We start from the raw sequence: 26,317 nt of genomic DNA on the forward strand, positions 1-26,317 counted from the left end.
GGATCGAGCCTAGACGTTTCGTTAACCATGCGCTTTCAGCCGGCGTTAGCGGCACCTGCGCCATAGCCCCCCATCGAACCGGGGAAGACGCGCCGATGAACATGCGAGCAGGGGCTGCAAAGAGCGCCTCCACATGGCTGACCTCTCTCGCGCGCGACACGCGCGGCAACACGATCGCGATCATCGCGGCGTCGATCATCCCGCTTGCGGGCATGGTGGGCGGCGGCGTGGACATCAGCCGCATGTACATCGTCAAGACGCGCCTGCAACACGCGTGTGACGCGGGCGCGCTCGCGGGTCGCAAGATGATGGGCGGCGGTGGATGGTCCGCGAACAGTTTCGCCGCGCGAACCGAAGCCGAGCGATTCTTCGACGCGAACTTCAATCCCAACGCATATGGCACCACGCTCGAGGCACCCGCCACGCGCCGCAGCTTCTCCGAGAGCGCGGGCAAGGTGACGGGGAGCGGACGTGCGGTGGTGCCGATGACGCTGATGCGCGTCTTCGGCAAAACCTCGGAAACGCTCACGGTCGCCTGCGACGCCGAAATGCGGTTGCCGAACACCGATGTGATGTTCGTTCTCGATACCACCGGGTCGATGGATTATTGCCCGAACGGCGATTCGAGCTGCAACGGCAATGCGAATTCGCGGATCGCCGGGCTGCGGATCGCGGTGAAGTGTTTCTATCAGATCGTAGCCCGGCTGGACGTGGCCGATACCGATTGCGAGGGCGAGGAGCCGAGCGGCGGCACCGGCAGCCAGGTTCAGATCCGCTTCGGCTTCGTGCCCTATTCAACCAATGTGAACGTCGGCAGACTGTTGCCTAACGACTATTTCGTTGACCAGTGGGACTATCAGACGCGCAGGGCCAATATGGCCGTGCCACCGCAGAGCACCTCCACCTATTGGGAAACCTATGGCGGCGGCTCCATCAACCAGACCGATTGCCTGACATTCATGAAGAATGAGGCGTTCGGAAACTTCACCCCGACAGAGACCAACTCGGGCGGGCCGGCGCCAGAGCCAACCGTCGTTTCGTCCTTCCCGCATGACGGCGTAGCCACTCAGGGCGGCAGCAGCGGCGAATGGGGCTGGTCGAACGCGTCTGACACAAGTGGCACGACGCGCAGCTGCCGTCGCCGCCGCACCGATACCACGACCTTCTACGCTGAGAAGTTCGCCAGCTGGACCTATAACCAGATGCCGGTCATCGTCAGCGGACTCAAAGCCGGCGGAAGCAGCTGGAACAGCAGCTTCACCATACCAGGCTCGCTCGCCGATCCGGACACCAAGTCGATCGCAGACCCGGTGACCGGTTCCAGTGGCCGCGATGTTCCGCAGTCCACCATCTACTGGTCCGGGTGCATCGAAGAGCGCCAGACGGAAGCGACGACCAATTATAACCCGATCCCGTCGGACGCGCTCGATCTCGACATCGATCTGATTCCCAACAGCGACGAATCGCGCTGGAAGCCGGCGTTGCCGCAGCTGATGTTCACCCGCGGCACCACCAGCGGCACCAATTGGGACGGCACCAGTTGGGGGAGTGGCAGCACCAGCAACTGGAGCACCGCGCCGATCACGACGAGCACTGACTATAACAACCGCTCGACCTTCTTCTGCCCTACCGAGGCGCGCAAGCTGCAGACCTGGAGCGATGCGTCGACCTTCCAGGGCTATGTCAACTCGCTGGACCCGAACGGCAACACCTATCACGATATCGGCATCATCTGGGGCGCGCGCCTCATGTCGCCGACCGGAATCTTTGGCAGCGAAAATCGGGCGACGCCGAACGGCGGCGAAATCGAGCGGCACATGATCTTCATGACCGACGGTGACACCAACGCGAACGCCTATGACTATGCCGCTTACGGCCTGCCCTTTTTCGACGCCCGCCAGACGCCGGCGAATCCCACCAAGGCCCAACTCCAGGAGCAGGTGAACCTGCGTTTCCTCGCGATCTGCAACTGGGTCAGGAACAAGAACATCACGCTCTGGGTGATCAACTTCGGCGAAGGACAGAGTCAGGACACGCTGGATCGGCTTGAGGCGTGTGCCTCGACCGGACGCTATTTCTCCGCAGCCGATTCAGCCGCACTTCAAACGACCTTCCAGTCGATCGCCAACCAGATTTCGCAGCTGCGGCTCACCCGATGAACCGTCGCGCTCATCAGCCGCTCGCAAACGACAAGCGCGGCGCCGCGCTTATCGAGTTCGCGATCGTGGCGCCGATGCTGGGGCTGATGCTGCTCGGCGCGTTCGATGTGGCGCATACCCTTTATGTGCGCGCAGCGTTGCAAGGCGTCGTCCAGAAGGCTGCCCGCGACCTGTCGCTCGAATCGGGCCTGCTCACCGCCAAGCAGAACGCGCTCGACGACAAGGTACGGGATCAGGTGAAGGCGCTGGCCAATAACGGCACGGTGACGATCACCCGGCAATGGTATCGGTCATACGAACATGCAGCTGCGTCGAAATTCGAACCCTGGACCGATTCCAATAACAACGGCACCTGCGACGGGCCTCAGGGAAGTACACCGGGTGAGCCCTATGAGGATACGAACGGCAATAATCGCTGGGATGCGACGGGCGGCAATGCAAGCCAGGGCGGCGCAAAGGATGCGGTGCTCTATACCGCGTCGATCAGCTACGCCCGCTTCTTTCCGATGTACAACCTGATCGGCGGCTCGCGCACCACCAAGGTCACGGCCTCAACCGTGCTCCGCAACCAGCCTTATGGGGACCAGGGTGTGCCCGTTGTGAGGAACTGCCCATGACATTCCTCGCTTTGATCGGAAACACCGGCCGCCGGCTCGGTCGCGATACCAGCGGCCTGGCGATGCTCGAATTTGCCTTCGGGCTGCCGGTCCTGCTGACGATGAGCCTTACCGGTGCCGAACTGACCAACTACGTCATCGCCAAGATGCGCATCAGCCAGATCGCGCTTCAGCTGGCCGACAACGCGGCGCGCGTCGGCTCGGGCAGCCAGCTCGAATCCAAGAAGGTCTATGAAAGCGACATCAACGATCTGCTCACCGGCGCGAATTTCCAGTCGGGCGAGTTGAACCTGTTCACCAATGGTCGCGTCATCATTTCCAGCGTCGAGCCGCATGCGACGACGGCGGGCCGGTACCGGATCCGTTGGCAGCGTTGCAAGGGCAGCAAGACCGCCTGGACGTCGAGCTACGGCACGCCTGCCACCGCGACCAACGTCACCGGCGTGGGTCCGACCGGACGTCAGGTGATTGCCCCGCCCAACGGCGTCGCGATCTTCGTGGAAGTTCGCTACACCTACCAACCACTCATCCAGACTTCGCTGTCCCCGGCGACGGAGATCAACGAGGTCGCGTCGATGATGGTGCGCGATGCCCGCAATACGACGGGCGGGACCAACGGTCTCTATCAACAGAGCGGTGTTACCGCCTCGACCTGCTGACCCCCCCTGCCACCTCCCCGCGGGGGAAGGTGGCAGGCCGGCAATCAACCCTTGTAGGTCACCTTCTTCACCGCCGCGACGACCTTGTCCGCGGTGATCAGCGCCAGCTTCTCGAGGTTCGCGGCGTAGGGCAGCGGAACATCCTCGTTCGCAACGCGCACGACCGGGGCATCGAGATCGTCGAAGCCCTCTTCCATCGCTATCGTCACGATTTCCGACGCGATCGAGCAGGTCGGCCAGCCTTCCTCGACCACAACCATGCGGTTGGTCTTCTTGAGGCTTTCCAGCACCGTCGCCTTGTCGAGCGGACGCAGCGTGCGCAGGTCGATGACCTCAGCCTCGATCCCCTCGCCCGCCAGCGTCTCGGCAGCTTCGAGCGCCAGACCGACGCCGATCGAATAGGATACGATCGTCACGTCCTTGCCCTCGCGGACGATGCGCGCCTTGCCGATCGGGAGCACCCAATCGTCGAGCTTGGGCACGTCGAAGCTACGACCGTACATCAGCTCGTTCTCGAGGAACACGACCGGGTCTTCGCTGCGGATCGCCGCCTTGAGCAGTCCCTTGGCGTCGGCCGCATCATAGGGTGCGATCACGATCAGGCCGGGGACGCTGGCATACCAGGGCGCATAGTTCTGGCTATGCTGCGCGCCGACGCGGCTCGCGGCGCCGTTCGGGCCGCGGAACACGATCGGGCAACGCATCTGGCCACCGGACATATAGTTGGTCTTGGCCGCCGAGTTGATGATGTGGTCGATCGCCTGCATGGCGAAGTTGAACGTCATGAACTCGATGATCGGCTTGAGGCCGCCCATCGCCGCACCCGTACCGATGCCGGCAAAGCCATATTCGGTGATCGGCGTATCAATCACGCGCTTGGCACCGAACTCGTCGAGCAGGCCCTGCGTGACCTTGTACGCGCCCTGATATTCGGCGACTTCCTCGCCCATCACGAACACGCGGCCATCGGCGCGCATTTCCTCGGCCATCGCGTCGCGCAGCGCCTCGCGGACGGTGGTCTTCACCATCTCGGTCCCCGCGGGCACTTCAGGATCGGCCACGGTCGCCGCCTTGTCGCTGGCGAGCTGTTTGGTGCCGCTGTCGGCCTTTTTCGGTCCGCCGTCCTCACCCGGAGCGGGTTCATCGGCCTTCGGTGCCGCCGCGGGAGCAGGCGCCGGTGCGGGGGTCGAGGCGTCCTCGTCCTCACCCGCGATCGTCGCGATCACGGTGCCGACCTTCACGTTATCGGTGCCCTCGGCGATCAGGATCGATGCAATCGTGCCTTCGTCGACGGCTTCGAATTCCATCGTCGCCTTGTCGGTCTCGATCTCGGCGAGGATGTCGCCGGATTTCACGGTGTCGCCTTCCTTGACCAGCCACTTGGCGAGGGTGCCCTCTTCCATCGTGGGCGACAGCGCCGGCATCTTGAGCTCAATCGCCATCTCAGTAGGTCCCCACCAGAACGTCGGTATAGAGTTCGGCCGGATCGGGCTCCGGCGTCTGCTCGGCAAAGTCGGCGGATTCGTTCACCGCCTTGCGGATCTCGGCCTCGATCGCCTTGAGTTCGTCTTCCTTGACGCCAACAGCTTCGAGTTCGGCCTTCACGCCCTCGATCGGATCGCTGTTGTCGCGCACCGACTGGACCTCGTCACGGCTGCGATACTTCGCCGGATCCGACATCGAGTGGCCGCGATAGCGATAGGTCTTCATCTCGAGGATGATCGGTCCCTTGCCCGCGCGAACCCAGGCCAGCGCCTCTTCGGCTGCACCGCGGCACGCCAGCACGTCCATGCCGTCGACCTGAATGCCCGGGATGCGGAAGCTCTCGCCACGGCGATAGAGCTGATCCTCGGACGAAGAACGGTTGACGCTCGTGCCCATGGCGTATCCGTTGTTTTCGATCACATAGATGATCGGGAGCTTCCACAGCTCCGCCATGTTGAACGATTCATAGACCTGGCCCTGGTTCGCCGCGCCATCGCCGAAATAGGCCATCGCGACGCCGCCATCCTCGCTATATTTGTGCGCGAAGGCGAGCCCGGTGCCGAGCGAGACCTGCGCGCCGACAATGCCATGGCCGCCGTAGAACTTCTTCTCGGTCGAGAACATGTGCATCGACCCGCCCTTGCCGCGGCTGATGCCTGCGGCACGGCCGGTCAGCTCGGCCATGATTTCCTTGGGATCGATGCCATAGGCGAGCATGTGGCCATGGTCGCGATAGCCGGTAATCACCGAGTCCTTCTCGCCGTCGAGCGCCGACTGCAGGCCGACAGCGACCGCTTCCTGACCGATATAGAGGTGGCAGAACCCGCCGATGAAGCCGAGGCCGTAAAGCTGTCCCGCCTTCTCCTCGAAGCGTCGGATAAGCAGCATCTGGCGATAGAATTCCAGCAGCTGCTCTTTCGACGCCTTGTACCGATCTGGTTCGTTTGGACGTTCGCGGTTAGTTACAACCGGTTCTACTTTTCGGCCTTTGGCCGGCGCTTTTGCCACGATAACCCTCATCCTGGGGAGAGATGGAAGCGGCCCTATAAGCCGGTTATCCGCCGGTGCGCAATGATGACGCGCGCGTAAGGCTGCGACGGGGCGCAGCCTTACGGTAACCGGTGTTCAATTGAGCGGGACGATCACTTCGTCGGGGTGAACGACGTTCAGCTTCTTGCGTGTCAGCTCGTCCACCATATCAGGGTCAGCCCCCTTCTGGTTGAGCAGGCTGACGCGATTGCGCAGCTCAGACCGCTCCTTCTCGAGCTTGGCAAGTTCCCCCTGCTTCACCGCAAGCTGGCGCTTGTAATCGCCATAGGTGAGCACCCCGTTCGGCCCCAATACCGCCGAATAGGCGAAGAAGCCCATGAAGATGATCGCGACGGCCGGGAGACCGGCTCGCGTCAGGATCGCCTTGAACGGGGTTGCACGTGCCATAGTTAATTGTCGCCCAACTCGAATCGCCAATCAAGCCCGAAGGCCATCAAGCCCGCAAAATCGAGCGTCCGGCATAGACCGCCGCGTCACCCAGCTCCTCCTCGATACGGATGAGCTGGTTGTACTTGGCGAGCCGGTCCGACCGCGCAAGCGAACCCGTCTTGATCTGACCGCAGTTGGTTGCGACCGCCAGATCCGCGATCGTCGCGTCCTCGGTCTCGCCCGAACGGTGCGACATGACCGCGGTATAGGACGAGCGCTGCGCAAGGCTAACCGCCTCAAGTGTCTCCGTCAGCGTCCCGATTTGGTTGACCTTGACCAGCAGCGAGTTGGCATAGCCGCCGTCGATGCCACGCTTCAGGCGCTTGGGATTGGTCACGAACAGGTCATCGCCGACCAGCTGAACCTTGCCGCCAAGCTTGTCGGTGAGCAGCTTCCAGCCGTCCCAATCATCCTCGCCCATGCCGTCCTCGATCGAGAAGATCGGGTAGTTGGCGCACAGGCCGGCGAGGAAATCGGCATTCTCGGCTGATGAGAAGGTCTTGCCCTCGCCAACCATCTTGTACGCGCCGTCGCGATAATATTCGGTCGCGGCGCAATCGAGCGCCAGCATCACATTGTCGCCGGGCTTATAGCCCGCCGCCTCGATGCTCGACATGATGAAGTCGAGCGCGTCGGTCGTGCTCGCGATGTTCGGCGCAAAGCCGCCCTCGTCGCCCACGCCGGTTGCAAGACCCTTATCGTGCAGCTTCTTCTTCAGCGTGTGAAAGATCTCCGCGCCGCAACGCACCGCTTCCGCCAGGCTGTCCGCACCGACCGGCACGATCATGAATTCCTGAAAGTCGATCGGGTTGTCGGCATGCTCACCGCCGTTGATGATGTTCATCATCGGCACCGGCAGGACATGCGCCGAAACGCCGCCGACATAGCGATAGAGCGGCAGGCCGCGCGCATCCGCTGCAGCCTTGGCAACCGCAAGGCTGACGCCCAGGATCGCGTTCGCGCCCAGCCGGCCCTTGTTCTCGGTGCCGTCCAGCTCGATCATCGCATGGTCGATATCGGCCTGATCCTCGGCGTCGAGACCGACGATCTCCTCGGCGATCTCGCCGTTCACGCCTTCGATCGCCTCGAGCACGCCCTTGCCCAGATAGACGCTCTTGTCGCCGTCGCGCTTTTCGACCGCCTCATGCGCGCCGGTCGAGGCGCCCGACGGGACCGCGGCGCGGCCGAAGCTGCCATCCTCCAGCAGCACATCGACCTCCACCGTGGGATTGCCGCGGCTGTCAAGAATCTGGCGCGCATGGATGTCGATGATTGCGGTCACGAAATGGTCTCCCTACCTTGGGGGCTGACAGTGTCGCGCGGGCCTCTATCCCGTTCGACGCCGCCGGGCAAATCATGTTGCAGATGGAACCGTCCGTCGGCGCCGTGGTTGACCCAGAGAGACTAGTGGAAGGGATTTTGCGCGATGGCGGACCAGACTAATTCGATCGAAGAAGGCGGCACGCTGGTCGGAGCCGATGCCAAGCGCGGCGCAGCCGAAAAGGTGCGTGAGGAAGCAGGCAAGCTCGCAGGGCAAGCCGGCGACAAGGCCCGCGCCTTTGCCGACACCGGCAAGGAGAAGGCGACCGGCGCACTCGACGGCTTCTCTGACCTGATGCGCGATGCCGCCGGATCGGTCGACGACAAGCTCGGCGAGCAATATGGCCAATATGCCCGCTCGGCCGCTGATCAGCTGTCGGGATTCGCCGAATCGCTGCGCGGCAAGCAGGTCGACGACCTTGTCGACGACGCACGCGAATTCGTGAAGAAGAGCCCGGCCGTCGCGATCGGAATCGCCGCCGGCGTCGGCTTCATCCTCGCGCGGCTGCTCAAGTCCGGCCTCGACGCCGCGGGCGACCTTGCGGACAAGGGCGCCGCCAACGACGACGCCGGTCCCGGCAAGCCCAAAGCCTGATCGCCAACTACGGGGGGTCAGGTGGACGAACGTCACGAGCCGGATGAAGAGGAAGGCATCGGCACGCTGATCGCGCGCGCGGTCGGCGACGGCCGCGCCTATGCCGAGGCGGAGATCGCCTATTGGCGAGCGCTGGCGCTCGACCGGCTGGCGGATGCGCGCGCCGCCGCGATCTTCGGAGTCGCCGTGCTGCTGCTGGCTCAGGCCGCGGCGATCGCGCTGATCGTCGGATTCGTGATGATCCTCACCCCCTATGTCGGCCCCGGCCTCGCCACGCTGATCGTCGTGCTCATCGCAGCCGGGGCGGCTGGCTTATTCGCCCGCGCAGCCCTCCGCCGCTTCCGTCGCGCGACCCGACCGAAGGACGCGCCATGAGCGACGACCAGCTTCCCGTCCCCCTGCTTGAAGCTCAGGCGCGCGCACGCAACGCCCGCCAACGGCTGTTCGGTACGCTCGACGAGATGCAGGGCCGGCTCAATCCGGTGACGCTGGCGCAGGACGCAGTCGAGAATGTCGCCGGCAGGCTGGTGCGCGACAGCGTGCAGGCGGTCCGCGCTCGCCCCAAGGCAATCGCCGCCGCCGCGGGCCTCGCGATACTGTTCATGGCGCGCAAGCCGCTGGCGAAGTTGCTGTGGTCCGGGACCAAGCGTGCAACCGCGGCGGGCGCGAAGAGTTTGAAACATTCGAAGAAAGGATCCAGCAAATGACCGAGAGCAACGGAGCACCCAGCCGCCGCAAGCGCGCGAGCGACGGGATCGAGAAGAATCCGCTCGCGCTGGTCGCGGGCGGCGTAGCGCTCGGCGCAGTGATCGGCGCGCTGCTGCCCCGCCTCGCCAAAGAGAAGGAACTGCTCGCCCCGGTCGGCAAGCGGATCGCCGAGGGCGCCACTGCCGCGGCCACCGCAGCGCGCGACGCGGGCAAAGCCGAGATCGACGCCTTACTGCCCCAGCGCGATGTCGCGAAGGATCAGCTCGGCAAGATTATCGGCACCGCCTTCACCGCGGCGAAGGATGCGGCGACCGCGAAGACCGACGCCTGAGCGACGCCCAAGCGACGCTTATCCGAACTCCACTTGAGTGCGGTGCGAGGTGCACGCTAAGGCGACCGGGATATTCAGTCCCCAGGAGTTTCCATGAGCAAGCTGCACCTCGTCTTCGGCGGTCGCGTGACCGATCCGATGACGCTCGACTTTCAGGACCCGACCAAGCTCGACGTCGTCGGCATCTTTCCCGACTATGCCAGCGCCGAAAAGGCATGGCGTGGCGCAGCACAGCGCACGGTCGACGATGCCGAAATGAAATATGTGGTGGTGCATCTGCACCGGCTGATGGAACCGGATCAGGCCTGAGCGCCACGCTTCCGGCAGCTTGGTCACCCCGGCCTTGTGCCGGGGTCCACCGCGCGGCGAATAACGCCCTTCAGGCTCCAGCGCAGTCCGCGCGGCACCGTGGATCCCGGCACGAGGCCGGGATGACGGTGGAGGGTCCGAACCCTCAGATAAACTCGATCTTGCTGACTTCGTACCAGCGGTCGCCCGCGGGCACGGTCACTTCGACCTCTTCGCCCACGCTCTTGCCGATCAGCGCGCGGCCGATCGGGGAGTTGTAGCTGATCCGGCCGGTCTTCACGTCCGCCTCGGCCAGGCCGACGATCTGATAGCGGATCGACTTGTCGTCCTCGTCCAGCAGCGTCACCGTGGCGCCGAACACGATCTTGTCGCCCGAAAGCTCCTTCGGATCGATGATCTGCGCGCGCGACAGCTTGTCCTCGATGTCGGCGATGGTCGCCTCATTCTGGCCCTGCTGCTCCTTGGCGGCGTGGTATTCGGCGTTTTCCGAAAGATCGCCATGCGCGCGAGCCTCCTCAATCGCATCCACGATCAGGGGTCGTTCGGCTTTGAGGCGCTTCAGTTCCGTCGAGAGCTTCTCATAGCCCTCCTGGAGCATCGGCATCTTTTCGACCGTCGCCATCACATTCGTCCTTCGTCAAAACCCCTTTCCCCGGCGCGCCATAATTGGCTCGCCCGCACCCTAACCTTCGTTGTGGGGGATCAATTGTGCGATTGCGAATAGTAGGACTGCAACGGGCGGACTTCAAGAGACTGGACCGCAAGTGCAGCAATTGCCCGCGCCGCTGCCACGCTCGCCGGGGCAGTTGTGAAGTACGGAATCTTGAGCGTCAGCGCCGATGCACGGATCGATTCGCTGTCCTTGAGCGACTGCCAGCCTTCGGTGGTGTTGAAGATCAGCGCGATATCGCCGTCGACGATGCGGTCGACGATGTGCGGGCGCCCCTGCGCCACCTTGTTGACGCGCTCAACCGGCACGCCATTGGCCTCGAGATAGTCCGCAGTGCCGCCGGTCGCGACGATGGCGAAGCCCTGCTCGACCAGGATGCGCACACCCGGCAGCACCACCGGTTTGTCGCCGTCCTTGACGCTGACGAACACGCGGCCTTGCTTGGGCAGGGTCATGCCGGCGCCGAGCTGCGACTTGGCGAAGGCCATCGGGAAATCGCTATCGATTCCCATCACTTCGCCCGTGGACTTCATTTCCGGTGACAGCACCGGATCGACGCCCGGGAACTTGTTGAACGGGAACACAGCTTCCTTGACCGCAACATAATCGATGTCGCGATCGATCTTCGGCAGGTCCTTGAGCTTCTCGCCCGCCATCACCCGGCTCGCGATCTTCGCGATGGGCGCGCCGATCGCCTTGGCGACGAACGGCACGGTGCGCGAGGCACGCGGATTGACCTCGATCAGATAGACTTCGCCGTCCTTGACCGCGAACTGGATGTTCATCAGCCCCTTGACGCTGAGGCCACGCGCCAGCGCCTCGGTCTGACGCTCGATCTCCGCGATGATCTCCGCCGACAGCGAGTAAGGCGGGATCGAGCAGGCGCTGTCGCCCGAATGGACGCCGGCTTCCTCGATATGCTGCAGCACGCCCGCGACCACGACATCGTCGCCATCTGCGATCGCGTCGACATCCACCTCGACCGCGTCGCGCAGATACTGGTCGATCAGCACCGGCGCATCGCCCGACACCTGAACCGCGGTCTGGATGTAATGGTCGAGCTGCTCTGGAGTATCGACGATCTCCATCGCCCGGCCGCCCAGCACGAAGGACGGGCGCGTCAGCACCGGATAGCCAATCCGCTCGGCCACCGCGATCGCCTCTTCGCGGCTGCGCGCAATGCCGTTGGCGGGCTGTTTGAGGCCAAGCCGGGACACCAGATCGGCGAATTGCTCACGGTCCTCGGCGAGATCGATCGCGTCGGGCGAAGTGCCAAGGATCGGGATCCCGGCCGCCTCAAGCGAACGCGCGAGATTGAGCGGGGTCTGCCCGCCGAACTGCACGATCACGCCGACCAGTTCGCCGTTCGACTTCTCGGTTTCGAGGATTTCCAGCACGTCCTCGGCAGTCAGCGGCTCGAAATAGAGGCGATCCGACGTGTCATAGTCGGTGCTCACCGTTTCCGGGTTGCAGTTGACCATGATCGTCTCGAAACCCGCATCCGACAGCGCGAAACAGGCGTGGCAGCAGCAGTAATCGAACTCGATCCCCTGCCCGATCCGGTTCGGACCGCCGCCCAGGATCACGATCTTCTTGCGATCCGAAGGCTGGCTCTCGCACTCGGGCTCACCAAAGCTCGGCGCCTCATAGGTCGAGTACATATACGGCGTCTTCGCGTCGAACTCGGCCGCGCAGGTATCGATCCGCTTGAACACCGGGCGCACGCCCAGCTTGTGGCGCAGCGCACGCACGTCCGCCTCGGTCACGCCGCCGGTCATCGCCTTGACGACCTCACCGATCAGCCCCGACGAGCGCGCCATCGCCCCCGCGCCTTCGCGCAGATTGGCCGATTGCAGCGCCAGCCAGGCGAGCCGCTTGTCACTGAAGCCCATCGACTTGAGCTTGCGCATCCCCGTCGCGTCCTGCGGCAGGCCATTGGTCGCGACCTCGCCCTCGGCGCGGATGATCTCCGCGATCCGCTCGAGGAACCACGGGTCGTACTTCGTCAGCGCATGCACTTCGGCGACGGTGAAGCCCTCCCGCAGTGCCTGCGCCGCGATCAGCAGCCGGTCGGGCGAACGGATCGCGAGTGCCGCCTCGATCTCGTCGCGCGGCGCGCCGGCCAGATGATCGACATTGTTGAAGCCGCTGAGGCCGGTTTCGAGGCCGCGCAGTGCCTTCTGCATCGATTCATGGATGTTGCGGCCGATCGCCATCACTTCGCCGACCGACTTCATCGCGGTGCCCAGCGTTGCTTCGGCGCCCTTGAACTTCTCGAACGCGAAGCGCGGGATCTTGGTGACGACGTAATCGATCGTCGGCTCGAAGCTCGCCGGGGTTGCACCGGTGATATCGTTCTCGATCTCGTCGAGCGTATAGCCGACCGCGAGCTTGGCCGCGACCTTGGCGATCGGGAAGCCGGTCGCCTTCGACGCCAGCGCCGAGGAACGCGACACGCGCGGGTTCATCTCGATCACGATCAGGCGGCCGTCCTTCGGATTGACCGCGAACTGCACGTTCGAACCGCCCGTTTCGACGCCGATTTCACGGAGCACCGCGATCGATGCATTGCGCATGATCTGGTATTCCTTGTCGGTCAGCGTCAGCGCCGGCGCGACGGTGATCGAATCCCCCGTGTGCGTGCCCATCGCATCGATATTCTCGATCGAGCAGATGATGATGGCGTTGTCGTTGCGATCCCGCACGACCTCCATCTCATATTCCTTCCAGCCGAGGAGCGATTCCTCGATCAGCACCTCGGTCGTCGGCGACAGGTCGAGCCCGCTGCGGACAATGGTGAGGAATTCCTCGCGATTGTACGCGATGCCGCCGCCCGAACCGCCCATGGTGAAGCTGGGACGGATGATCGCGGGCAGGCCGACCTTCTCCAGCCCCTCCAGCGCCTCGGCTTCGGTATGGGCGATCGCCGAACGGGCCGATTCCAGCCCGATCTTGGTCATCGCATCCTTGAACTTCAGCCGGTCCTCGGCCTTGTCGATCGCCTCGGCATCGGCGCCGATCATGATGCAGCCGAATTTTTCGAGTGTGCCGTCGTTCGCCAGTGCCAGCGCGGTGTTGAGCGCGGTCTGGCCGCCCATCGTGGGCAGGACGGCGTCGGGCCGCTCCTTCTCGATGATCTTGGCGACCACCGCCGGCGTGATCGGCTCGACATAGGTCGCGTCGGCCAGCTCGGGATCGGTCATGATCGTCGCCGGGTTCGAATTGACCAGGACGATGCGATAGCCCTCTTCCTTGAGCGCCTTGATCGCCTGCGTGCCCGAATAGTCGAACTCGCACGCTTGCCCGATCACGATGGGACCGGCGCCGATGACGAGGATGGAGGAGATGTCGGTGCGTTTGGGCATTGTTGTCAGTTCGCCATATCAGCTGTGGCGCCGAGCGTTTCCTGCTCAGCACGGATGCAATCGATTTGTGCCGTGGTCGTTCCGGAGCCGGTGAGGACGATCATCGGTTGACCATCGTCGGATCGCCTCAACTCCACTTTCTCGGAAAGCCGACACTTCTTGACGATCGTTGCGAACTGATCGTCATTCAAAGCGGGTCGAGGATCGACGGAACAGGCTGTCATCAGCAGCAGGGCAGCACAGGAGGCTAGGCGCCTCACCGCAACATCCCCACGAACCGCTCGAACAGATAGAAGCTGTCCTGCGGCCCCGGCGACGCCTCGGGGTGATACTGCACGCTGAACGCGCGGCCGCCGTCGATCTCGATCCCGCAGTTGCTGCCGTCGAACAGCGAGACATGCGTCTCGGTCACGTTCGCGGGCAGCGTGTCGCGGTCCACCGCGAAACCGTGGTTCATCGACGTGATTTCGACCGCGCCGTCGCTGAGGCGCTTGACCGGATGATTGGCGCCGCGATGGCCCTGGAACATCTTGGTGGTCTGCGCGCCGACCGCGAGGCCGAGCAGCTGATGGCCGAGACAGATGCCGAACAGCGGCTTCTTGGTCTCCAGCAGCTCGCGGATCACCGGCACGGCGTATTCGCCGGTCGCGGCGGGATCGCCCGGGCCGTTCGACAGGAAGATGCCGTCGGGGGCGAAGCTCAGCACCTGTTCGGCGGTCGCGGTGGCGGGCAGTACCGTCACCTTGGCGCCGGCCTGAACCAGATTGCGGAAGATATTGTGCTTCGAGCCGTAATCGATCGCCACGACATGCGGGCGAGCGTCTTCCTTGCCCTCGCCGCCATAGCCGAAGCCCAGCCGCCACACGCCGCCTTCCCAGCCGAAATGCGTCTCGGTGGTGACGGTGATGGCGAGGTCCATGCCTTCGAGACCCGGCCACGCCTTGGCGCGCTCGAGCAGCCAGGGGATGTCGAACTTGCCGTCCGCCGCATGGGCGATCACGCCGTTGGGTGCGCCCTGGCCACGGATGCGGCGCGTCAGCGCGCGGGTATCGATCCCGGCAAGACCGATCCGGTCATGCTTGCGCATCCAGTCGTCGAGCCGCTCGGCGCTGCGGAAGTTGCTCGGCTCGGTCACGTCCTCGCGCACGATCATGCCGAGCGCGTGGGGATTGTCCGCCTCGACGTCGTCGGGGTTGGCGCCGACATTGCCGATATGGGGGAAGGTGAAGCAGATCATCTGGCCCGCAAAGGACGGGTCGGTCATGATCTCCTGATAGCCGGTCATCGCGGTGTGGAAGCAGACTTCGCCCGCGGCATGGCCCTCGGCCCCGAATCCGCGCCCCCAGATCACTTCGCCGGTTGAAAGAACAAGGACTCCGGTGGCGCCTTCGGGCACAGCAATAGGCGTGGCTTCGGCCATCAGAGAAGGGCGCTCCTGTAAGTTTTTCCGGCGATGTCGCTAAGCGCTGCCCGCTAGACCCCTCCCCCTATTTCGTCAACCCTCGCGTCGGGCGTCCACGAGGGCTAAGGCCGGATAATTCCGATTCACCTGTGGGTAGATAGAAAATGATCCGCGACGATATCCAGGCCGCCGTCATCACCGCCATGAAGAGCGGCGACAGGGAAAGCACCGCCGCCCTCCGCCTGATCCAGAGCACGATCAAGAACCGCGATATCGAGGCGCGCATGCAAGCGCCGGTCACCGACGACAACGCGCTGGTGGTCGAAGTGCTGCAAAAGATGATCAAGCAGCGCCGCGAGTCGATCGAGATGTTCGAAAAGGGCGGCCGTCAGGAGCTGGCGGATAAAGAAAAAGCCGAAGTCGCCGTGATCGAGCGCTTTCTGCCCGTTCAGATGAGCGCAGAGGAGATCAGCGCGGCGATCGAGGCGATCAAGACCGAGCTCGGCGCCAGCAGCATCAAGGACATGGGCCGGGTCATCACCGCGCTCAAGACTCGCTACGCCACCCAGATCGACATGGCCAAGGCGTCGGGACTGGTGAAGGCGGCGCTCGCCTGACGTGGCGCTGACGCCCGCCTTTCTCGACGAGCTGCGCGCCCGCACCACGCTGTCCGCCCTGATCGGCCGCAGCGTGAAGATCACGCGTGCGGGGCGCGAGTGGAAGGCGTGCTGCCCGTTTCATAACGAGAAGACGCCGTCGTTCACGATCAACGACGACAAGGGCTTCTATCACTGCTTCGGCTGCGGGGCGCATGGCGACGCGATCCGCTGGATGACCGACCAGCAGGGCCTGCCCTTCATGGATGCGGTGAAGGAACTCGCCGCCGCCGCGGGCATGGACGTGCCGCAGGCCGATCCGCGCGCGGCGGAGAAGGCCGAGCGGGCGAAGGGCCTGCACGAGGCAATGGCCGACGCCGCCAAATTCTATGTCGACCAGCTCCACGGTCTCGCCGGCGCGGAAGCGCGCGCGTTGCTCGAACGCCGCCGCATCACCGCCGACACCGCCCGCGCCTTCGGCATGGGCTATTCGCCGGATTCGCGCACCCGGCTGCGCGAGGCGCTGAAGGCGTATGGCGACCCGATGCTGGTCGAGGCCGGGATGCTGATCCAGGTCGAGAACAAGGAACCCTATGACCGCTTTCGCGGCCGGCTGATGATCCCGATCAAGGACGCGCGCGGACGCGTCATCGGCTTTGGCGGGCGCATCATCGGCGAGGGCGAGCCCAAATACCTCAACTCCCCCGAAACCCCGCTCTTCGACAAGGGCCGCACGCTCTACAATCTCGATCGCGCCGCGGCCGCGTCACGCAAGACCGGACGGGTGATCGCCGTCGAAGGCTATATGGACGTGATCGCACTGGCGCAGGCCGGGTTCGGCGAAGCGGTCGCCCCGCTCGGCACCGCGCTGACCGAGCATCAGATCGAGCGGCTGTGGCGGATGGCCGATATCCCCTTGCTCGCCTTCGACGGCGATAAGGCAGGACAAAAGGCTGCGATCCGCGCCGCCCACCGCGCCCTCCCCCACCTCGGCCCCGGCCGCAGCCTCGCCTTCGTCACGCTGCCCGATGGTCAGGATCCCGACGATCTTGTCCGCGCTTCCGGCCCGCAGGCGTTCGAAGCGCTGCTTCAGGCCGCGCAGCCGCTGGCCGACCGGATCTGGCAGCACGAGCTCGCCGCCGAACCGCTGGAAACGCCCGAGGCGCGCGCGGGCCTCAAGCACCGCCTGTCCGATCTCGCTGCGACGATTCAGGACGGCAATGTCCGCCACGAATATGTGACGGAGTTCCGCAACCGCTGCGACGCGCATTTCGCGCCGCCATCGCGCAGCTTCACGCCCCGCGCACCGGGCAACCGCACGCCCGGTCGCCCCGGCCAGCGCTGGCAACCGCCCGAACCGCCCCCCAGCCCTGCCGTCCAGGCGCTTGGCGCGACCGGAATCGATCGCGTGCTGGCAAAGGCCGTACTCGCCGGCCTGATCCGCCACCCGGCCGAAATCGCGCGGCATCTGGAGACATTGTCCAGCCTCCGTCTCGCCGACGGCGCACTCGGCCGGCTGTTCGAAGCGGTGGTCGATGTCGCCCTTGAAGATCATGCGCTTGATACGGCGCGCCTGCGCACCATATTGGCGGCGTCCGGTTTTGATCAGATAGCAGCCGAATTGCTGCGCGCAGACACGCTTCCCTTCACCTTCACGCAGAAAGAATGGGATGCGGGGCGGGCGGCGCTCGACCTTGGTGAAGCGATCGCGGTGCTTGTCGCAAGGCCGCAAGTCGATGCCGCGCTGGCAGAGGCAACGACGGCGGTTCAGATGCGTTTCAGTGACGAAGCGTTCGAGCGTCAGGTGGCGCTGGTACGGCGCAAGGCGGAGCTCGAAGCGCGACTCGCGAATCTGATGCTTGCGGACGAGGACTAATTCAGCGAATAGGCGGCGTATAATAGCCGCCATCCGATACAAAGGCATTCGATGGCAAAGGCAATTATGGCAGACGACGGCGATACGACCGAGACCGGCGACGCGCCGCTGATCGACCTCAACGAAGGGTCGATCAAGAAGCTGGTCGCGCGTGCCAAAAAGCGCGGTTACATCACTGTCGACCAGCTCAACGAGATGCTGCCGCAGGATCAGTTCACGACTGACCAAATCGAAGACGTGATGTCGGCGCTGTCCGACATGGGCGTCAACGTCGTCGAGAATGAAGACGTCGGCGAGGACGAACAGCCCGAGGATGACACCCCGGATGAGGTCGATGCGTCCGACAAGGACGACGAGCCCTTCGAAATCGCGAAGAAGAAGGAGACGGTCGATCGCACCGACGATCCCGTCCGCATGTACCTGCGCGAGATGGGCGCCGTCGAGCTGCTCAGCCGCGAGGGCGAAATCGCGATCGCCAAGCGGATCGAGGCCGGTCGCGACACGATGATCCTCGGCCTGTGCGAATCGCCGATCACCTTCAACGCGATCATCGGCTGGTCGGACGCCCTCAACGAAGGCACGATGCAGCTGCGCGAGATCCTCGATCTCGATGCGATGCTGTCCAAGGGTCCGTCGGCCGAGCAGGTCGAGGGCGCCGAGGAAGACGATAACGGCGAGATCAGCGAAAAGACCGCCGGTGCCTCGTTCAAGGAAGAGGAAGAGCCCGAAGAGGCCCCCGCCGACGACGAGGACGACGAGCTGACCGAGCGCCGCACGCCGCGCCAGTCAGACGACGAAGAGGAAGACAACACCCTCTCGCTCGCCCAGATGGAGGAGACGCTCAAGCCGCAGGCGCTGGAGCGCTTCGCGAGCATCACCTCGATCTACAAGAAGTTCAGCAAGGTCCAGCAGAGCCGCCTCGACGCGATGGCCGCGGGCGGCGAACTTACGGCTGCGGACGAGAAGAAATATCATAAACTGCGCGAGGAGCTGACCGCCGAGGTCGAGTCCGTGCAGTTCCATCAGGCGAAGATCGAGTATCTCGTCGATCAGCTCTACAGCTTCAACCGGCGCCTGACCGCGCTGGGTGGCCAGATGCTGCGCCTTGCCGAGCGCCATAAGGTCAACCGCAAGGACTTCCTCGACCGCTACGTCAACCACGAGCTGGACGAGAGCTTCATCGCCTCGGTCGAGAAGATCGACAAGAAATGGGCCGCCTTCGCCGCCAACGAAGCCCCCGCCGTCGACCGCATCCGCATCGAGATCAGCGAGATCAGCCAGCAGACCGGCATGGCGCTCGCCGAGTTCCGCCGCATCGTCAACATGGTGCAGAAGGGCGAGCGCGAAGCGCGTATCGCCAAGAAGGAAATGGTCGAGGCGAACCTGCGCCTCGTCATCTCGATCGCCAAGAAATACACCAACCGCGGCCTGCAGTTCCTGGATCTCATTCAGGAAGGAAACATCGGCCTGATGAAGGCCGTCGATAAGTTCGAATATCGCCGCGGCTACAAGTTCAGCACCTATGCGACCTGGTGGATCCGTCAGGCAATCACCCGCTCGATCGCCGATCAGGCGCGCACCATCCGTATTCCGGTGCACATGATCGAGACGATCAACAAGCTGGTCCGCACCAGCCGCCAGTTCCTCCACGAGCAGGGCCGTGAGCCCACGCCCGAGGAAATGGCCGAGCGCCTGAGCATGCCGCTCGAGAAGGTGCGCAAGGTGATGAAGATCGCCAAGGAGCCGATCTCGCTCGAAACGCCGATCGGCGACGAGGAAGACAGCCATCTCGGCGACTTCATCGAGGACAAGAACGCGATCATCCCGGTGGATGCCGCGATCCAGGCAAATCTCAAGGAAACCGTCACCCGCGTCCTCGCCAGCCTCACCCCGCGTGAGGAGCGCGTGCTGCGCATGCGCTTCGGCATCGGCATGAACACCGATCACACACTTGAGGAAGTCGGCCAGCAGTTCTCGGTTACCCGCGAACGTATCCGTCAGATCGAGGCGAAGGCGCTGCGCAAGCTCAAGCACCCGAGCCGCTCGCGCAAGATGCGGTCGTTCCTCGACCAGTAAGGTCCGATCGACAGACACAAGGAAAAGGGCGGGTCATCCCCGCCCTTTTTCGTTCTGGAGCGCTACTCCAGCGTATCCCCGTATCGCCGCACCGCGATCACCGCGAACACGCCGCCCAGCGCCGCGAGGATCAGCAGCTGAGTCAGCGCCTCACTGGGGTACCAGCCCTTGAGCATCACCCCGCGCACCACGCGGAGGTAATGGGTGACGGGGAGCAGTTCGCCCAGCCACTGCGCCCAGCGCGGCATCCCGGCATAGGGGAATGCAAAGCCCGACAGCAGGATGCTGGGCAGGATGTAGAAGAAGCTCATCTGCATCGCCTGCATCTGCGTCTTGGCAAAGGTCGACAGGGTGAAGCCGAGCAGCAGGCTCACGGTGATGAACACCAACGTCGCCAGCGCCAGCAGCCACGCCGCGCCCGCGAACGGCACGTGGAAGATTAGCCCCGCCAACACGACGATGATCACCGTCTGCGCCGCGCCGATCAGGACGTAGGGCAGGATCTTGCCCGCCATCACCTCCATCGGGCGCAGCGGCATCGCGAGCAGGTTTTCCATCGTCCCGCGCTCGCGTTCGCGGGCAACCGCGATCGAGGTCATCATCACCATCGTCATCGACAGCACCACGGCGAGCAGGCCGGGCACGATATTGTGGCTGGTGATCCCCTCGGGATTGTAGCGGCGCTGGATCACCACCTCGACCGGGGACGGCGTCGCGGCGCGCGCGGCCAGCGGCCCGATCAGGTCGTGGCGCAGGCCCGACAGCACTGCTTGCTCCACCGCAGCCGTCGCATTGCCGGTGGCAGCCGGATCTGTGGCATCGGCCAGCACCAGCAACTGCGGTCGCTCGCCACGGATCAGGTCGCGGGTGAAGTTGCTCGGCACGACGATCAGGAACTGCACCGAGCCGCGGCGCAACATCGCCTCCCCCTCGCCCGGCTTGTTCACCGGAACCAGCTCGAAATAGCTGCTCGCCCGCAGTGAGCTTTCGACCGTCCGGGTGATCGAACTATGGTCGTTCATCTCGATCGCGGCGCGCAAGTGGCGCGGATCGTTGTTGATCGCGAAGCCGAACAGGATCAGCTGGACCAGAGGCAGCCCCACCGCCATGCCGAAGGTCAGCGGATCGCGGCGCAGCTGATGCACCTCCTTGACCAGCACGGCCCAGATACGCCGCCAGGCGAGGACGAAGCCCTGCGTCATGCGCGCGGCTCCGTGCTGTTGTCCGTCGCGCCGCGCATCAGGTGAATGAACACATCCTCCAGCGTCGGATCGGTCTCGCGCCAGCTGATCTCGGGCGCAACCTCAGCGACCGCCGCCCGCAGCGCGGTCATGTCACGGCCGCAGACATGGACCGTCGGCCCGAACGCCGCCGCCATCGCCACGCCCGGCGCCTTCTCCAGCTTCGGAGCGAGCCGGTCGGCACCCGGCCCCTCCCCGGCCAGCGCGACGAGGCCGGATTGCGCGACGATCTCGTCCGCCGTGCCGCGCGCCAGCAGTACGCCATAAGCGATGTACGCGATGTCGTGGCAGCGCTCGGCCTCGTCCATATAATGGGTCGAGACGAGCACGGTCGTGCCCTCGGCCGAAAGCATGTGCACCTGATCCCAGAATTCGCGCCGCGCGAGCGGATCGACGCCTGCTGTGGGTTCGTCGAGCAGCAGGATTTCCGGATCGTGCAGCACGCAGGCAGCAAGCGCGAGACGCTGTTTCCATCCGCCCGACAAGGTGCCGGCAAGCTGGTCGGCCCGCGTCTCGAGGCCGAGCCGCTCGAGCGCCGCGTTCACCCGCTGCGTCTTTGCGTCGAGGCCATAGGCGTCGGCGACAAAGACCAGATTCTCGCGGATCGTCAGATCCTCGAACAAGCCGAAGCGCTGGGTCATATAGCCGATCCGGCGCTTGATCAGCTCGCGCTGGGTCAGCAGGTCCATCCCCAGCACCTCGCCGCCCCCGCCATCGGGGATCAGCAGGCCGCAGATCATACGCAGCGTGGTGGTCTTGCCCGAGCCGTTGGGGCCGAGGAACCCGCAGATGCGCCCACGCCCGACTTCAAGGCTGACCTTGTCGACCACCGTCCGGTTGCCGAACCTTTTGGTCAGCCCCTCGACCGAGATCGCCGCGTCGACACTCACCGCGGTTGCACCTCAACGGGAAGGCCGGGCCGCAGCTTCTCCACACCGCTGTCCGGATAGGCCTCGACCAGAAAGACCAGTTTCGAGCGGGCACGTTCGCTGTAGATCACCGGCGGGGTGAACTCGGCTTGCGGCGCGACATAGCGCACCGTGGCAACCACCGGTCCATCGCAACCATCGCAGGTTACGGTGACCTTCGATCCGGGCTTCAGCGCCGACACCACCCCCTGCGGCGCGTAGAAGCGGATCTTCACCCGGCCGGGGGGCAGCAGCCGTACCACCGGCGTGTTGGCGGTCACCCACTCGCCGGGGTTGAAATAGGTCTGCTCGACCAGCCCTGCGGCGGGTGCGACCGGGGCGATCTCCTCCCCGCGCCGGCTCTGCGCCGCGATCGCAGCGCTTGCTGCCGCGATCTGCGCATCGGCGGCGGCGATCTGATCCGTTCGGCCGGGAAGCTCGCCCGACGCCTCGCTCGCCTGCGCCTGACTCAGCGATGCGCGGGCACTTTCGGCGGCCGCACGCGCCGCGTCGAGTTGAACCTTGGTCGCAAAACCGCGCTGGGCGAGCGTCGCGATCCGCTGATAGTCACGCGCCGTCCGCGTCACCTCGGCGCGCGCCGCCGCCTGCTGCGCACGCGCGACGTCGAGTTCGGCGGGCCGCTGCCGCGCCTTGGTCAGGTCGTCGCGCTGCGCCTGTGCGGAGGCGAGCTGCGCCTGAAGCCGTTTCAGCTCCGCTTCAGTCGTCGCGGCGTTGAGCGCGAACAACGCCTGCCCCGCCGCGACCTGTCCGCCGCGCTGGACGTTGAGCGCGGCAAGCTGGCCCGACACCGGCGCCGCGACCTCGATCGCTTCGCCCTCGACATAGCCGAGCCAGGGTTCCGGCGCCTGTTCGCGTCCGAACGCCCACCAGATCAGCGCGGCAATCGCCGCGATCCCGATCGCCGCCACAGGCAAGATCCGCTTCACGTTCGCTCTCCCGTCACAAGCCCATGCAGGATCACATCGATATGCGAGGCGGCAAGCGCCGCCATATCCACCGGCTTCGCACCGACCGGCTCGAATACCGTCTTCCACAGCGCGCCCAGCAGCAGTGCGCCCGCAATGCTCCGTGCGGTCAGATATGGGTCGACTCGCCGGAAGCTCCCGTCCGCAACGCCCCGCGCGACGATGTCCGCGACCAGCTTAAGTATCCGGTCCACTGCACGATCATGATAAGTCCGCGCCATTTCGGGGAAATTCCCACCCTCGCCGATCACCAGCCGGGGCAGGAATGCGATCTCCGGCTCGGCAAGCTGCGCCGCGCCCAACCGCACGAGCGCCTCCAGCTGCGCCGCCGGCCCCGCTGATTCGAGTGCGGGCGGAAGCGCTGCGGGCAGCCGCGTTTCCAGCATCCAGTCCACCAGTTCCTGAAACAGTGCCGCCTTATCGGCGAACTGCAGATAGAGCGCGGCCTTCGAGATACCGACACCCGCCGCGACATCCTCCATGCGCGTTCCCGCATAGCCTCGCGCCGCAAACTCGATGCGGGCGGCGTTCAATATCGCCTCGCGGCGGTTGGGCGGGGTACGGCGTGGCATATGAGGTAAATAACTGACCAGTCAGTTATTGAAAAGCGCTTCGTCTCCGCTGATCGCGCCCTGCGATCCCTTCACCGTGGTAAACTCGATATCAACCAGGTCTTTACGTGCTTCGGTATAGACCTGTGGGCCACAGCAGTTCCGCAGGCGCCGGATTCCCCGGTGCGGATCAGGCATGGGGATCGAATGGCTTTGGAGTCGGTGCAAACGGCGGGGCTTGGCGGCGCTTCGGGCACTCTGACGGCGCTGGTCGCCGCAGATGGCAGTGCGAGCCATCGCTTCCTGACGCGGTTGACCACCGGCATCGCGCCGATGCGCGATCTGGCGGATGCCGTGCACATGATCTGCCTGCTCCACGCTCGCCACCCCGATGTTGTCGAGCAAGCCGCATCGCACTCGCGCGAGCCCGCCACCACAGGCTGGATGGCGCAGGCAGCGGAAGGTTTTTCGGCCGAGCGGGCGTTCATCGTGCGCCTCGTCGCATCAGCCGGTCCGCTGCCCAGCACGCCCGGCCAGGCCCAGTCCGAAGCCGCGGTCGCGGCCCAGCGTCACGCGCTCGACATGCTTGCCCAGTCGGATCGCACCGGTTGCGCCGACGGCACCGCAATCGCGCTGGTGCTGGATTGGCCGGCGATCCGTGGCCTCCTCGACATCGCGGCCGGGCGCCTCGGCCTCGACACGCCCGAGTCGCTCCTGCCCCCGGTGCACGAGAGCGCGACCGTGATCGACGCGCTGGCTTCGACGCTGCCCGCCGAGCGCGCGATGCTGTTCGGTGCCCAGCAGATGCTGGCGCAGCATCGTGGCATCTGGGACGTACTCGAAGCCCGCGCATCCGCCCGCGATATGCTCTGATTTCGGAAGGCGGGGCGCGACAAGTCGCCCCCGCCCCTCTTGATCAGCTCTTGCGTTCGCTGCAGCTCGAAACCTTCTTCTCGTCGGCGTCGGTGCCACCGACCTTGCCCTCATAGAGGGTGCCCTCCGGACCCTTGGTCCACCAGACCAGTGTCTTGCCAGCCGAGCGGCCCTGGTCGGTGACATATTTCGCGCCGCTCGCCGCCTGCACACCCGTCAGGTCGTAACTCTTGTCGCCGATCGTCAGCTTCGCCTTGGGCGCCGCACCGCTATTGTCGTAGGCCGCGCTCAGCAGAAGTGCGGGCATACAGTCATAGCCCACGGTCACAGGCGCCGCCGCCATTGCGTTGCCGGGCGCGACCGACTCGTTGGCGGTCAGGGCAGGCTCGTTCGTGTTCGCCGGCGCGGTCTCGCTCTTCTTTCCGCACCCGGCAAGGAGCGCGAGAGCCAGGACAGGCGAGCTGGCAAGAAGGATTCCGGAGTACGACTTGGGCATCGGACGTTCCTCTCTGTTGGGGCGCGGAGTCGAACCGCGCGCGAACACTACGAAAGCGCCACCCTGCTGGCAAACCGCTTGCGTCCATGCGTTCAATCCCGCTACCCGCATACCCGATCTTCCAATTACGGCGAGGGCAGGAATGCGCTTCGAAGGCACCCAGAGCTATGTCGCGACCGATGACCTCAAGGTCGCGGTCAATGCCGCGGTCACGCTGCGCCGTCCGCTGCTGGTGAAAGGCGAGCCGGGCACCGGCAAGACGGTGCTGGCGTACGAGATCGCCAAGGCGGTCGGCGCGCCGCTAATCGAATGGAACGTCAAGTCGACCACCAAGGCGCATCAGGGCCTGTACGAGTATGACGCCGTCGCCCGCCTGCGCGACGGTCAGCTGGGTGAGGAGCGCGTCCACGACATCTCCAACTATATCCGCAAGGGAAAGCTGTGGGAGGCGTTCACCTCTCCTACTTTACCCGTGCTGCTGATCGACGAGATCGACAAGGCCGATATCGAATTCCCGAACGACCTGCTCCAGGAACTCGATCGCATGGAATTCCATGTCTACGAGACCGGCGAGACCGTCCGCGCAACCGAACGCCCGATAGTCGTCATCACCAGCAACAACGAGAAGGAACTGCCCGACGCCTTCCTGCGCCGCTGCTTCTTCCACTATATCAAATTTCCCGATCGTGAGACGATGCAGGCGATCATCGACGTCCATTTCCCCGGGATCCAGAAGATCCTGGTGAGCAAGGCGATGGATATCTTCTACGACATCCGCGAAGTCCCCGGCCTCAAGAAGAAGCCCAGCACCAGCGAGTTGCTCGACTGGCTCAAGCTGCTGCTGCACGAGGACATGCCACTCGACGTCCTCCAGTCGCGCGACCCCAGCAAAGCGATCCCCCCGCTCCACGGCGCGCTGCTCAAGAACGAGCAGGACGTGATGCTGTTCGAACGACTCGCGTTCATGGCGCGGCGTCAGGGTAACAAGTGAAGCGCGCAATCACGCCAGTATTGTAACTCCCGCCCGCCGATCCCGCGGTTCTACCTGATTGCGCCGCCGCACCGCGGTGCAATCACTGGAGAACTGCAATGCCCGATATTCTGCACAAGGTGACGATCAAGGCGTCGCCGGCCGAAACCTATAACGCGCTCGCCACCGTCGACGGCCTGTCGACATGGTGGACGTCCGATACACGCGGGACGAGCGAAGTAGGAAAGGTCGTCCATTTTCAGTTCGGCGATCACGGTTTCACCGACATGAAAGTCGTCGAGTTGGCGCCCGAGGCGCGCGTGGTCTGGGAGGTAATCGACGGCGCGGAATCGTGGATCGGCACGCGGATCAGCTTCCACCTGAAGCAGGACGATGACCAGGTCGCGATCCTGTTCAAGCATCAGGACTGGCGGGAAGCGAACGAGTTCATGCACGCCTGCACCACCAAATGGGCGATGTTCCTGATGAGCCTCAAGGCCGCGCTCGAGACAGGCACGGGTGCCCCTTTCCCGAATGACGTGCACATCACTCACAGTGGCTACTGAGCCGCCTCACGCTCAATCGACACGGCCTTGTTTCAGCATCCTCAGCCAATAAACACCTTTACCGCTTGCGGCACAGAAG

Annotated in this window: 28 protein-coding genes; 14 read left to right on the forward strand and 14 right to left on the reverse strand. The window is 64.6% G+C overall.

Going from position 1 to position 26,317, the window contains the following annotated elements:
* Window positions 1-95: 95 nt before the first annotated feature.
* The 3 genes from AC07NK_RS15010 to AC07NK_RS15020 are packed head-to-tail and all read left to right on the forward strand — an operon-like array spanning window position 96 to window position 3,435.
* Complete coding sequence (locus AC07NK_RS15010) at window positions 96-2,159, forward strand: TadE/TadG family type IV pilus assembly protein (RefSeq protein ID WP_495171402.1); 2,064 nt, start codon at window positions 96-98, stop codon at window positions 2,157-2,159.
* Window positions 2,156-2,776: a TadE/TadG family type IV pilus assembly protein gene (locus AC07NK_RS15015; protein ID WP_495171403.1), complete on the forward strand. Its 621-nt coding sequence runs from the start codon at window positions 2,156-2,158 to the stop codon at window positions 2,774-2,776. Before AC07NK_RS15010 ends, AC07NK_RS15015 begins: the two co-directional genes overlap by 4 nt.
* Window positions 2,773-3,435 carry a TadE/TadG family type IV pilus assembly protein gene (locus AC07NK_RS15020; RefSeq protein ID WP_495171404.1) on the forward strand — a complete coding sequence of 221 codons (663 nt, stop codon included), beginning with the start codon at window positions 2,773-2,775 and terminating at the stop codon, window positions 3,433-3,435. The genes AC07NK_RS15015 and AC07NK_RS15020 overlap by 4 nt, the downstream gene beginning before the upstream one ends.
* Window positions 3,436-3,479: 44 nt before the next feature.
* Here the strand turns inward: AC07NK_RS15020 and AC07NK_RS15025 are convergent, their stop codons facing one another.
* The 4 genes from AC07NK_RS15025 to eno form a co-directional block, all read right to left on the reverse strand.
* On the reverse strand, window positions 3,480-4,877 hold the full coding sequence (locus AC07NK_RS15025) for a pyruvate dehydrogenase complex E1 component subunit beta (RefSeq protein WP_495171405.1): 1,398 nt from the start codon (window positions 4,875-4,877) through the stop codon (window positions 3,480-3,482).
* 1 nt (window position 4,878) lies between these two features.
* On the reverse strand, window positions 4,879-5,940 hold the full coding sequence (gene pdhA / locus AC07NK_RS15030; protein ID WP_495171406.1) for a pyruvate dehydrogenase (acetyl-transferring) E1 component subunit alpha: 1,062 nt from the start codon (window positions 5,938-5,940) through the stop codon (window positions 4,879-4,881).
* Between the two features lie 105 nt (window positions 5,941-6,045).
* The gene (locus tag AC07NK_RS15035; protein WP_495162369.1) at window positions 6,046-6,357 is read right to left on the reverse strand and encodes an FtsB family cell division protein; all 312 of its coding nucleotides are present in this window, start codon (window positions 6,355-6,357) and stop codon (window positions 6,046-6,048) included.
* A 46-nt stretch (window positions 6,358-6,403) separates the two neighbouring features.
* Entirely contained in the window at window positions 6,404-7,681 is a 1,278-nt protein-coding gene (gene eno, locus AC07NK_RS15040; protein ID WP_495171407.1) for a phosphopyruvate hydratase, read from the reverse strand.
* Window positions 7,682-7,825: 144 nt separating this feature from the next.
* Here eno and AC07NK_RS15045 point away from each other — a divergent pair, with 144 nt between their 5' ends.
* From AC07NK_RS15045 to AC07NK_RS15065, 5 genes are all read left to right on the forward strand, one after another.
* Window positions 7,826-8,314 carry a hypothetical protein gene (locus tag AC07NK_RS15045; RefSeq protein WP_495171408.1) on the forward strand — a complete coding sequence of 163 codons (489 nt, stop codon included), beginning with the start codon at window positions 7,826-7,828 and terminating at the stop codon, window positions 8,312-8,314.
* A 21-nt stretch (window positions 8,315-8,335) separates the two neighbouring features.
* Window positions 8,336-8,689 (forward strand): phage holin family protein, encoded by a 354-nt coding sequence (locus AC07NK_RS15050; RefSeq protein ID WP_495171409.1) that lies wholly within the window; start codon window positions 8,336-8,338, stop codon window positions 8,687-8,689.
* On the forward strand, window positions 8,686-9,021 hold the full coding sequence (locus tag AC07NK_RS15055) for a hypothetical protein (RefSeq protein ID WP_495171410.1): 336 nt from the start codon (window positions 8,686-8,688) through the stop codon (window positions 9,019-9,021). The genes AC07NK_RS15050 and AC07NK_RS15055 overlap by 4 nt, the downstream gene beginning before the upstream one ends.
* The gene (locus AC07NK_RS15060) at window positions 9,018-9,353 is read left to right on the forward strand and encodes a hypothetical protein (RefSeq protein ID WP_495171411.1); all 336 of its coding nucleotides are present in this window, start codon (window positions 9,018-9,020) and stop codon (window positions 9,351-9,353) included. The genes AC07NK_RS15055 and AC07NK_RS15060 overlap by 4 nt, the downstream gene beginning before the upstream one ends.
* 93 nt (window positions 9,354-9,446) lie before the next feature.
* Complete coding sequence (locus AC07NK_RS15065; protein WP_495171412.1) at window positions 9,447-9,662, forward strand: DUF4170 domain-containing protein; 216 nt, start codon at window positions 9,447-9,449, stop codon at window positions 9,660-9,662.
* A gap of 145 nt (window positions 9,663-9,807) precedes the next feature.
* Here AC07NK_RS15065 and greA read toward each other — a convergent pair whose 3' ends face one another.
* The 4 genes from greA to carA all read right to left on the reverse strand — a co-directional run bounded on the left by greA (window position 9,808) and on the right by carA (window position 15,117).
* Window positions 9,808-10,284, reverse strand: coding sequence for a transcription elongation factor GreA (gene greA, locus AC07NK_RS15070; RefSeq protein WP_495171413.1), 477 nt, complete (start codon window positions 10,282-10,284; stop codon window positions 9,808-9,810).
* An 80-nt stretch (window positions 10,285-10,364) separates the two neighbouring features.
* Window positions 10,365-13,697 (reverse strand): carbamoyl-phosphate synthase large subunit, encoded by a 3,333-nt coding sequence (carB, locus tag AC07NK_RS15075; RefSeq protein WP_495171414.1) that lies wholly within the window; start codon window positions 13,695-13,697, stop codon window positions 10,365-10,367.
* Window positions 13,698-13,702: 5 nt separating this feature from the next.
* Window positions 13,703-13,957 carry a hypothetical protein gene (locus AC07NK_RS15080; protein WP_495171415.1) on the reverse strand — a complete coding sequence of 85 codons (255 nt, stop codon included), beginning with the start codon at window positions 13,955-13,957 and terminating at the stop codon, window positions 13,703-13,705.
* The gene (carA, locus tag AC07NK_RS15085) at window positions 13,954-15,117 is read right to left on the reverse strand and encodes a glutamine-hydrolyzing carbamoyl-phosphate synthase small subunit (protein WP_495171416.1); all 1,164 of its coding nucleotides are present in this window, start codon (window positions 15,115-15,117) and stop codon (window positions 13,954-13,956) included. The genes AC07NK_RS15080 and carA overlap by 4 nt, the downstream gene beginning before the upstream one ends.
* A gap of 146 nt (window positions 15,118-15,263) precedes the next feature.
* Here carA and AC07NK_RS15090 point away from each other — a divergent pair, with 146 nt between their 5' ends.
* From AC07NK_RS15090 to rpoD, 3 genes are read left to right on the forward strand one after another with little or no spacing between them, the layout of a single operon-like run.
* Window positions 15,264-15,716: a GatB/YqeY domain-containing protein gene (locus tag AC07NK_RS15090; RefSeq protein ID WP_495171417.1), complete on the forward strand. Its 453-nt coding sequence runs from the start codon at window positions 15,264-15,266 to the stop codon at window positions 15,714-15,716.
* Window position 15,717: 1 nt separating this feature from the next.
* A complete protein-coding gene (gene dnaG / locus AC07NK_RS15095; protein ID WP_495171418.1) occupies window positions 15,718-17,571 on the forward strand; it encodes a DNA primase in 1,854 nt (617 codons plus the stop codon).
* A 51-nt stretch (window positions 17,572-17,622) separates the two neighbouring features.
* On the forward strand, window positions 17,623-19,647 hold the full coding sequence (gene rpoD, locus AC07NK_RS15100) for an RNA polymerase sigma factor RpoD (RefSeq protein ID WP_495171419.1): 2,025 nt from the start codon (window positions 17,623-17,625) through the stop codon (window positions 19,645-19,647).
* Window positions 19,648-19,709: 62 nt separating this feature from the next.
* Here rpoD and AC07NK_RS15105 read toward each other — a convergent pair whose 3' ends face one another.
* From AC07NK_RS15105 to AC07NK_RS15125, 5 genes are read right to left on the reverse strand one after another with little or no spacing between them, the layout of a single operon-like run.
* Window positions 19,710-20,849 (reverse strand): ABC transporter permease, encoded by a 1,140-nt coding sequence (locus AC07NK_RS15105; RefSeq protein WP_495171420.1) that lies wholly within the window; start codon window positions 20,847-20,849, stop codon window positions 19,710-19,712.
* The gene (locus AC07NK_RS15110) at window positions 20,846-21,778 is read right to left on the reverse strand and encodes an ABC transporter ATP-binding protein (protein ID WP_495171421.1); all 933 of its coding nucleotides are present in this window, start codon (window positions 21,776-21,778) and stop codon (window positions 20,846-20,848) included. Before AC07NK_RS15110 ends, AC07NK_RS15105 begins: the two co-directional genes overlap by 4 nt.
* Entirely contained in the window at window positions 21,775-22,743 is a 969-nt protein-coding gene (locus AC07NK_RS15115; RefSeq protein ID WP_495171422.1) for an HlyD family secretion protein, read from the reverse strand. Before AC07NK_RS15115 ends, AC07NK_RS15110 begins: the two co-directional genes overlap by 4 nt.
* Window positions 22,740-23,354, reverse strand: coding sequence for a TetR/AcrR family transcriptional regulator (locus AC07NK_RS15120; protein ID WP_495171423.1), 615 nt, complete (start codon window positions 23,352-23,354; stop codon window positions 22,740-22,742). Before AC07NK_RS15120 ends, AC07NK_RS15115 begins: the two co-directional genes overlap by 4 nt.
* Window positions 23,355-23,375: 21 nt before the next feature.
* Window positions 23,376-23,531 (reverse strand): hypothetical protein, encoded by a 156-nt coding sequence (locus AC07NK_RS15125; RefSeq protein WP_495171424.1) that lies wholly within the window; start codon window positions 23,529-23,531, stop codon window positions 23,376-23,378.
* A 9-nt stretch (window positions 23,532-23,540) separates the two neighbouring features.
* On the opposite strand from AC07NK_RS15125, the gene AC07NK_RS15130 reads away from it, so the two are divergent.
* Window positions 23,541-24,206, forward strand: coding sequence for a DUF6975 family protein (locus AC07NK_RS15130; RefSeq protein WP_495171425.1), 666 nt, complete (start codon window positions 23,541-23,543; stop codon window positions 24,204-24,206).
* A 43-nt stretch (window positions 24,207-24,249) separates the two neighbouring features.
* Here AC07NK_RS15130 and AC07NK_RS15135 read toward each other — a convergent pair whose 3' ends face one another.
* Window positions 24,250-24,702, reverse strand: a complete 453-nt coding sequence (locus AC07NK_RS15135) for an MliC family protein (RefSeq protein ID WP_495171426.1) — start codon at window positions 24,700-24,702, stop codon at window positions 24,250-24,252.
* Window positions 24,703-24,844: 142 nt separating this feature from the next.
* Here AC07NK_RS15135 and AC07NK_RS15140 point away from each other — a divergent pair, with 142 nt between their 5' ends.
* Window positions 24,845-25,693: an AAA family ATPase gene (locus AC07NK_RS15140; RefSeq protein WP_495171427.1), complete on the forward strand. Its 849-nt coding sequence runs from the start codon at window positions 24,845-24,847 to the stop codon at window positions 25,691-25,693.
* Between the two features lie 98 nt (window positions 25,694-25,791).
* Window positions 25,792-26,238: an SRPBCC family protein gene (locus AC07NK_RS15145; RefSeq protein WP_495171428.1), complete on the forward strand. Its 447-nt coding sequence runs from the start codon at window positions 25,792-25,794 to the stop codon at window positions 26,236-26,238.
* The last annotated feature ends 79 nt before the right edge of the window (window positions 26,239-26,317 follow it).

It is taken from the genome of Sphingomonas sp. GW821-FHT09B04 (genome assembly GCF_059418285.1).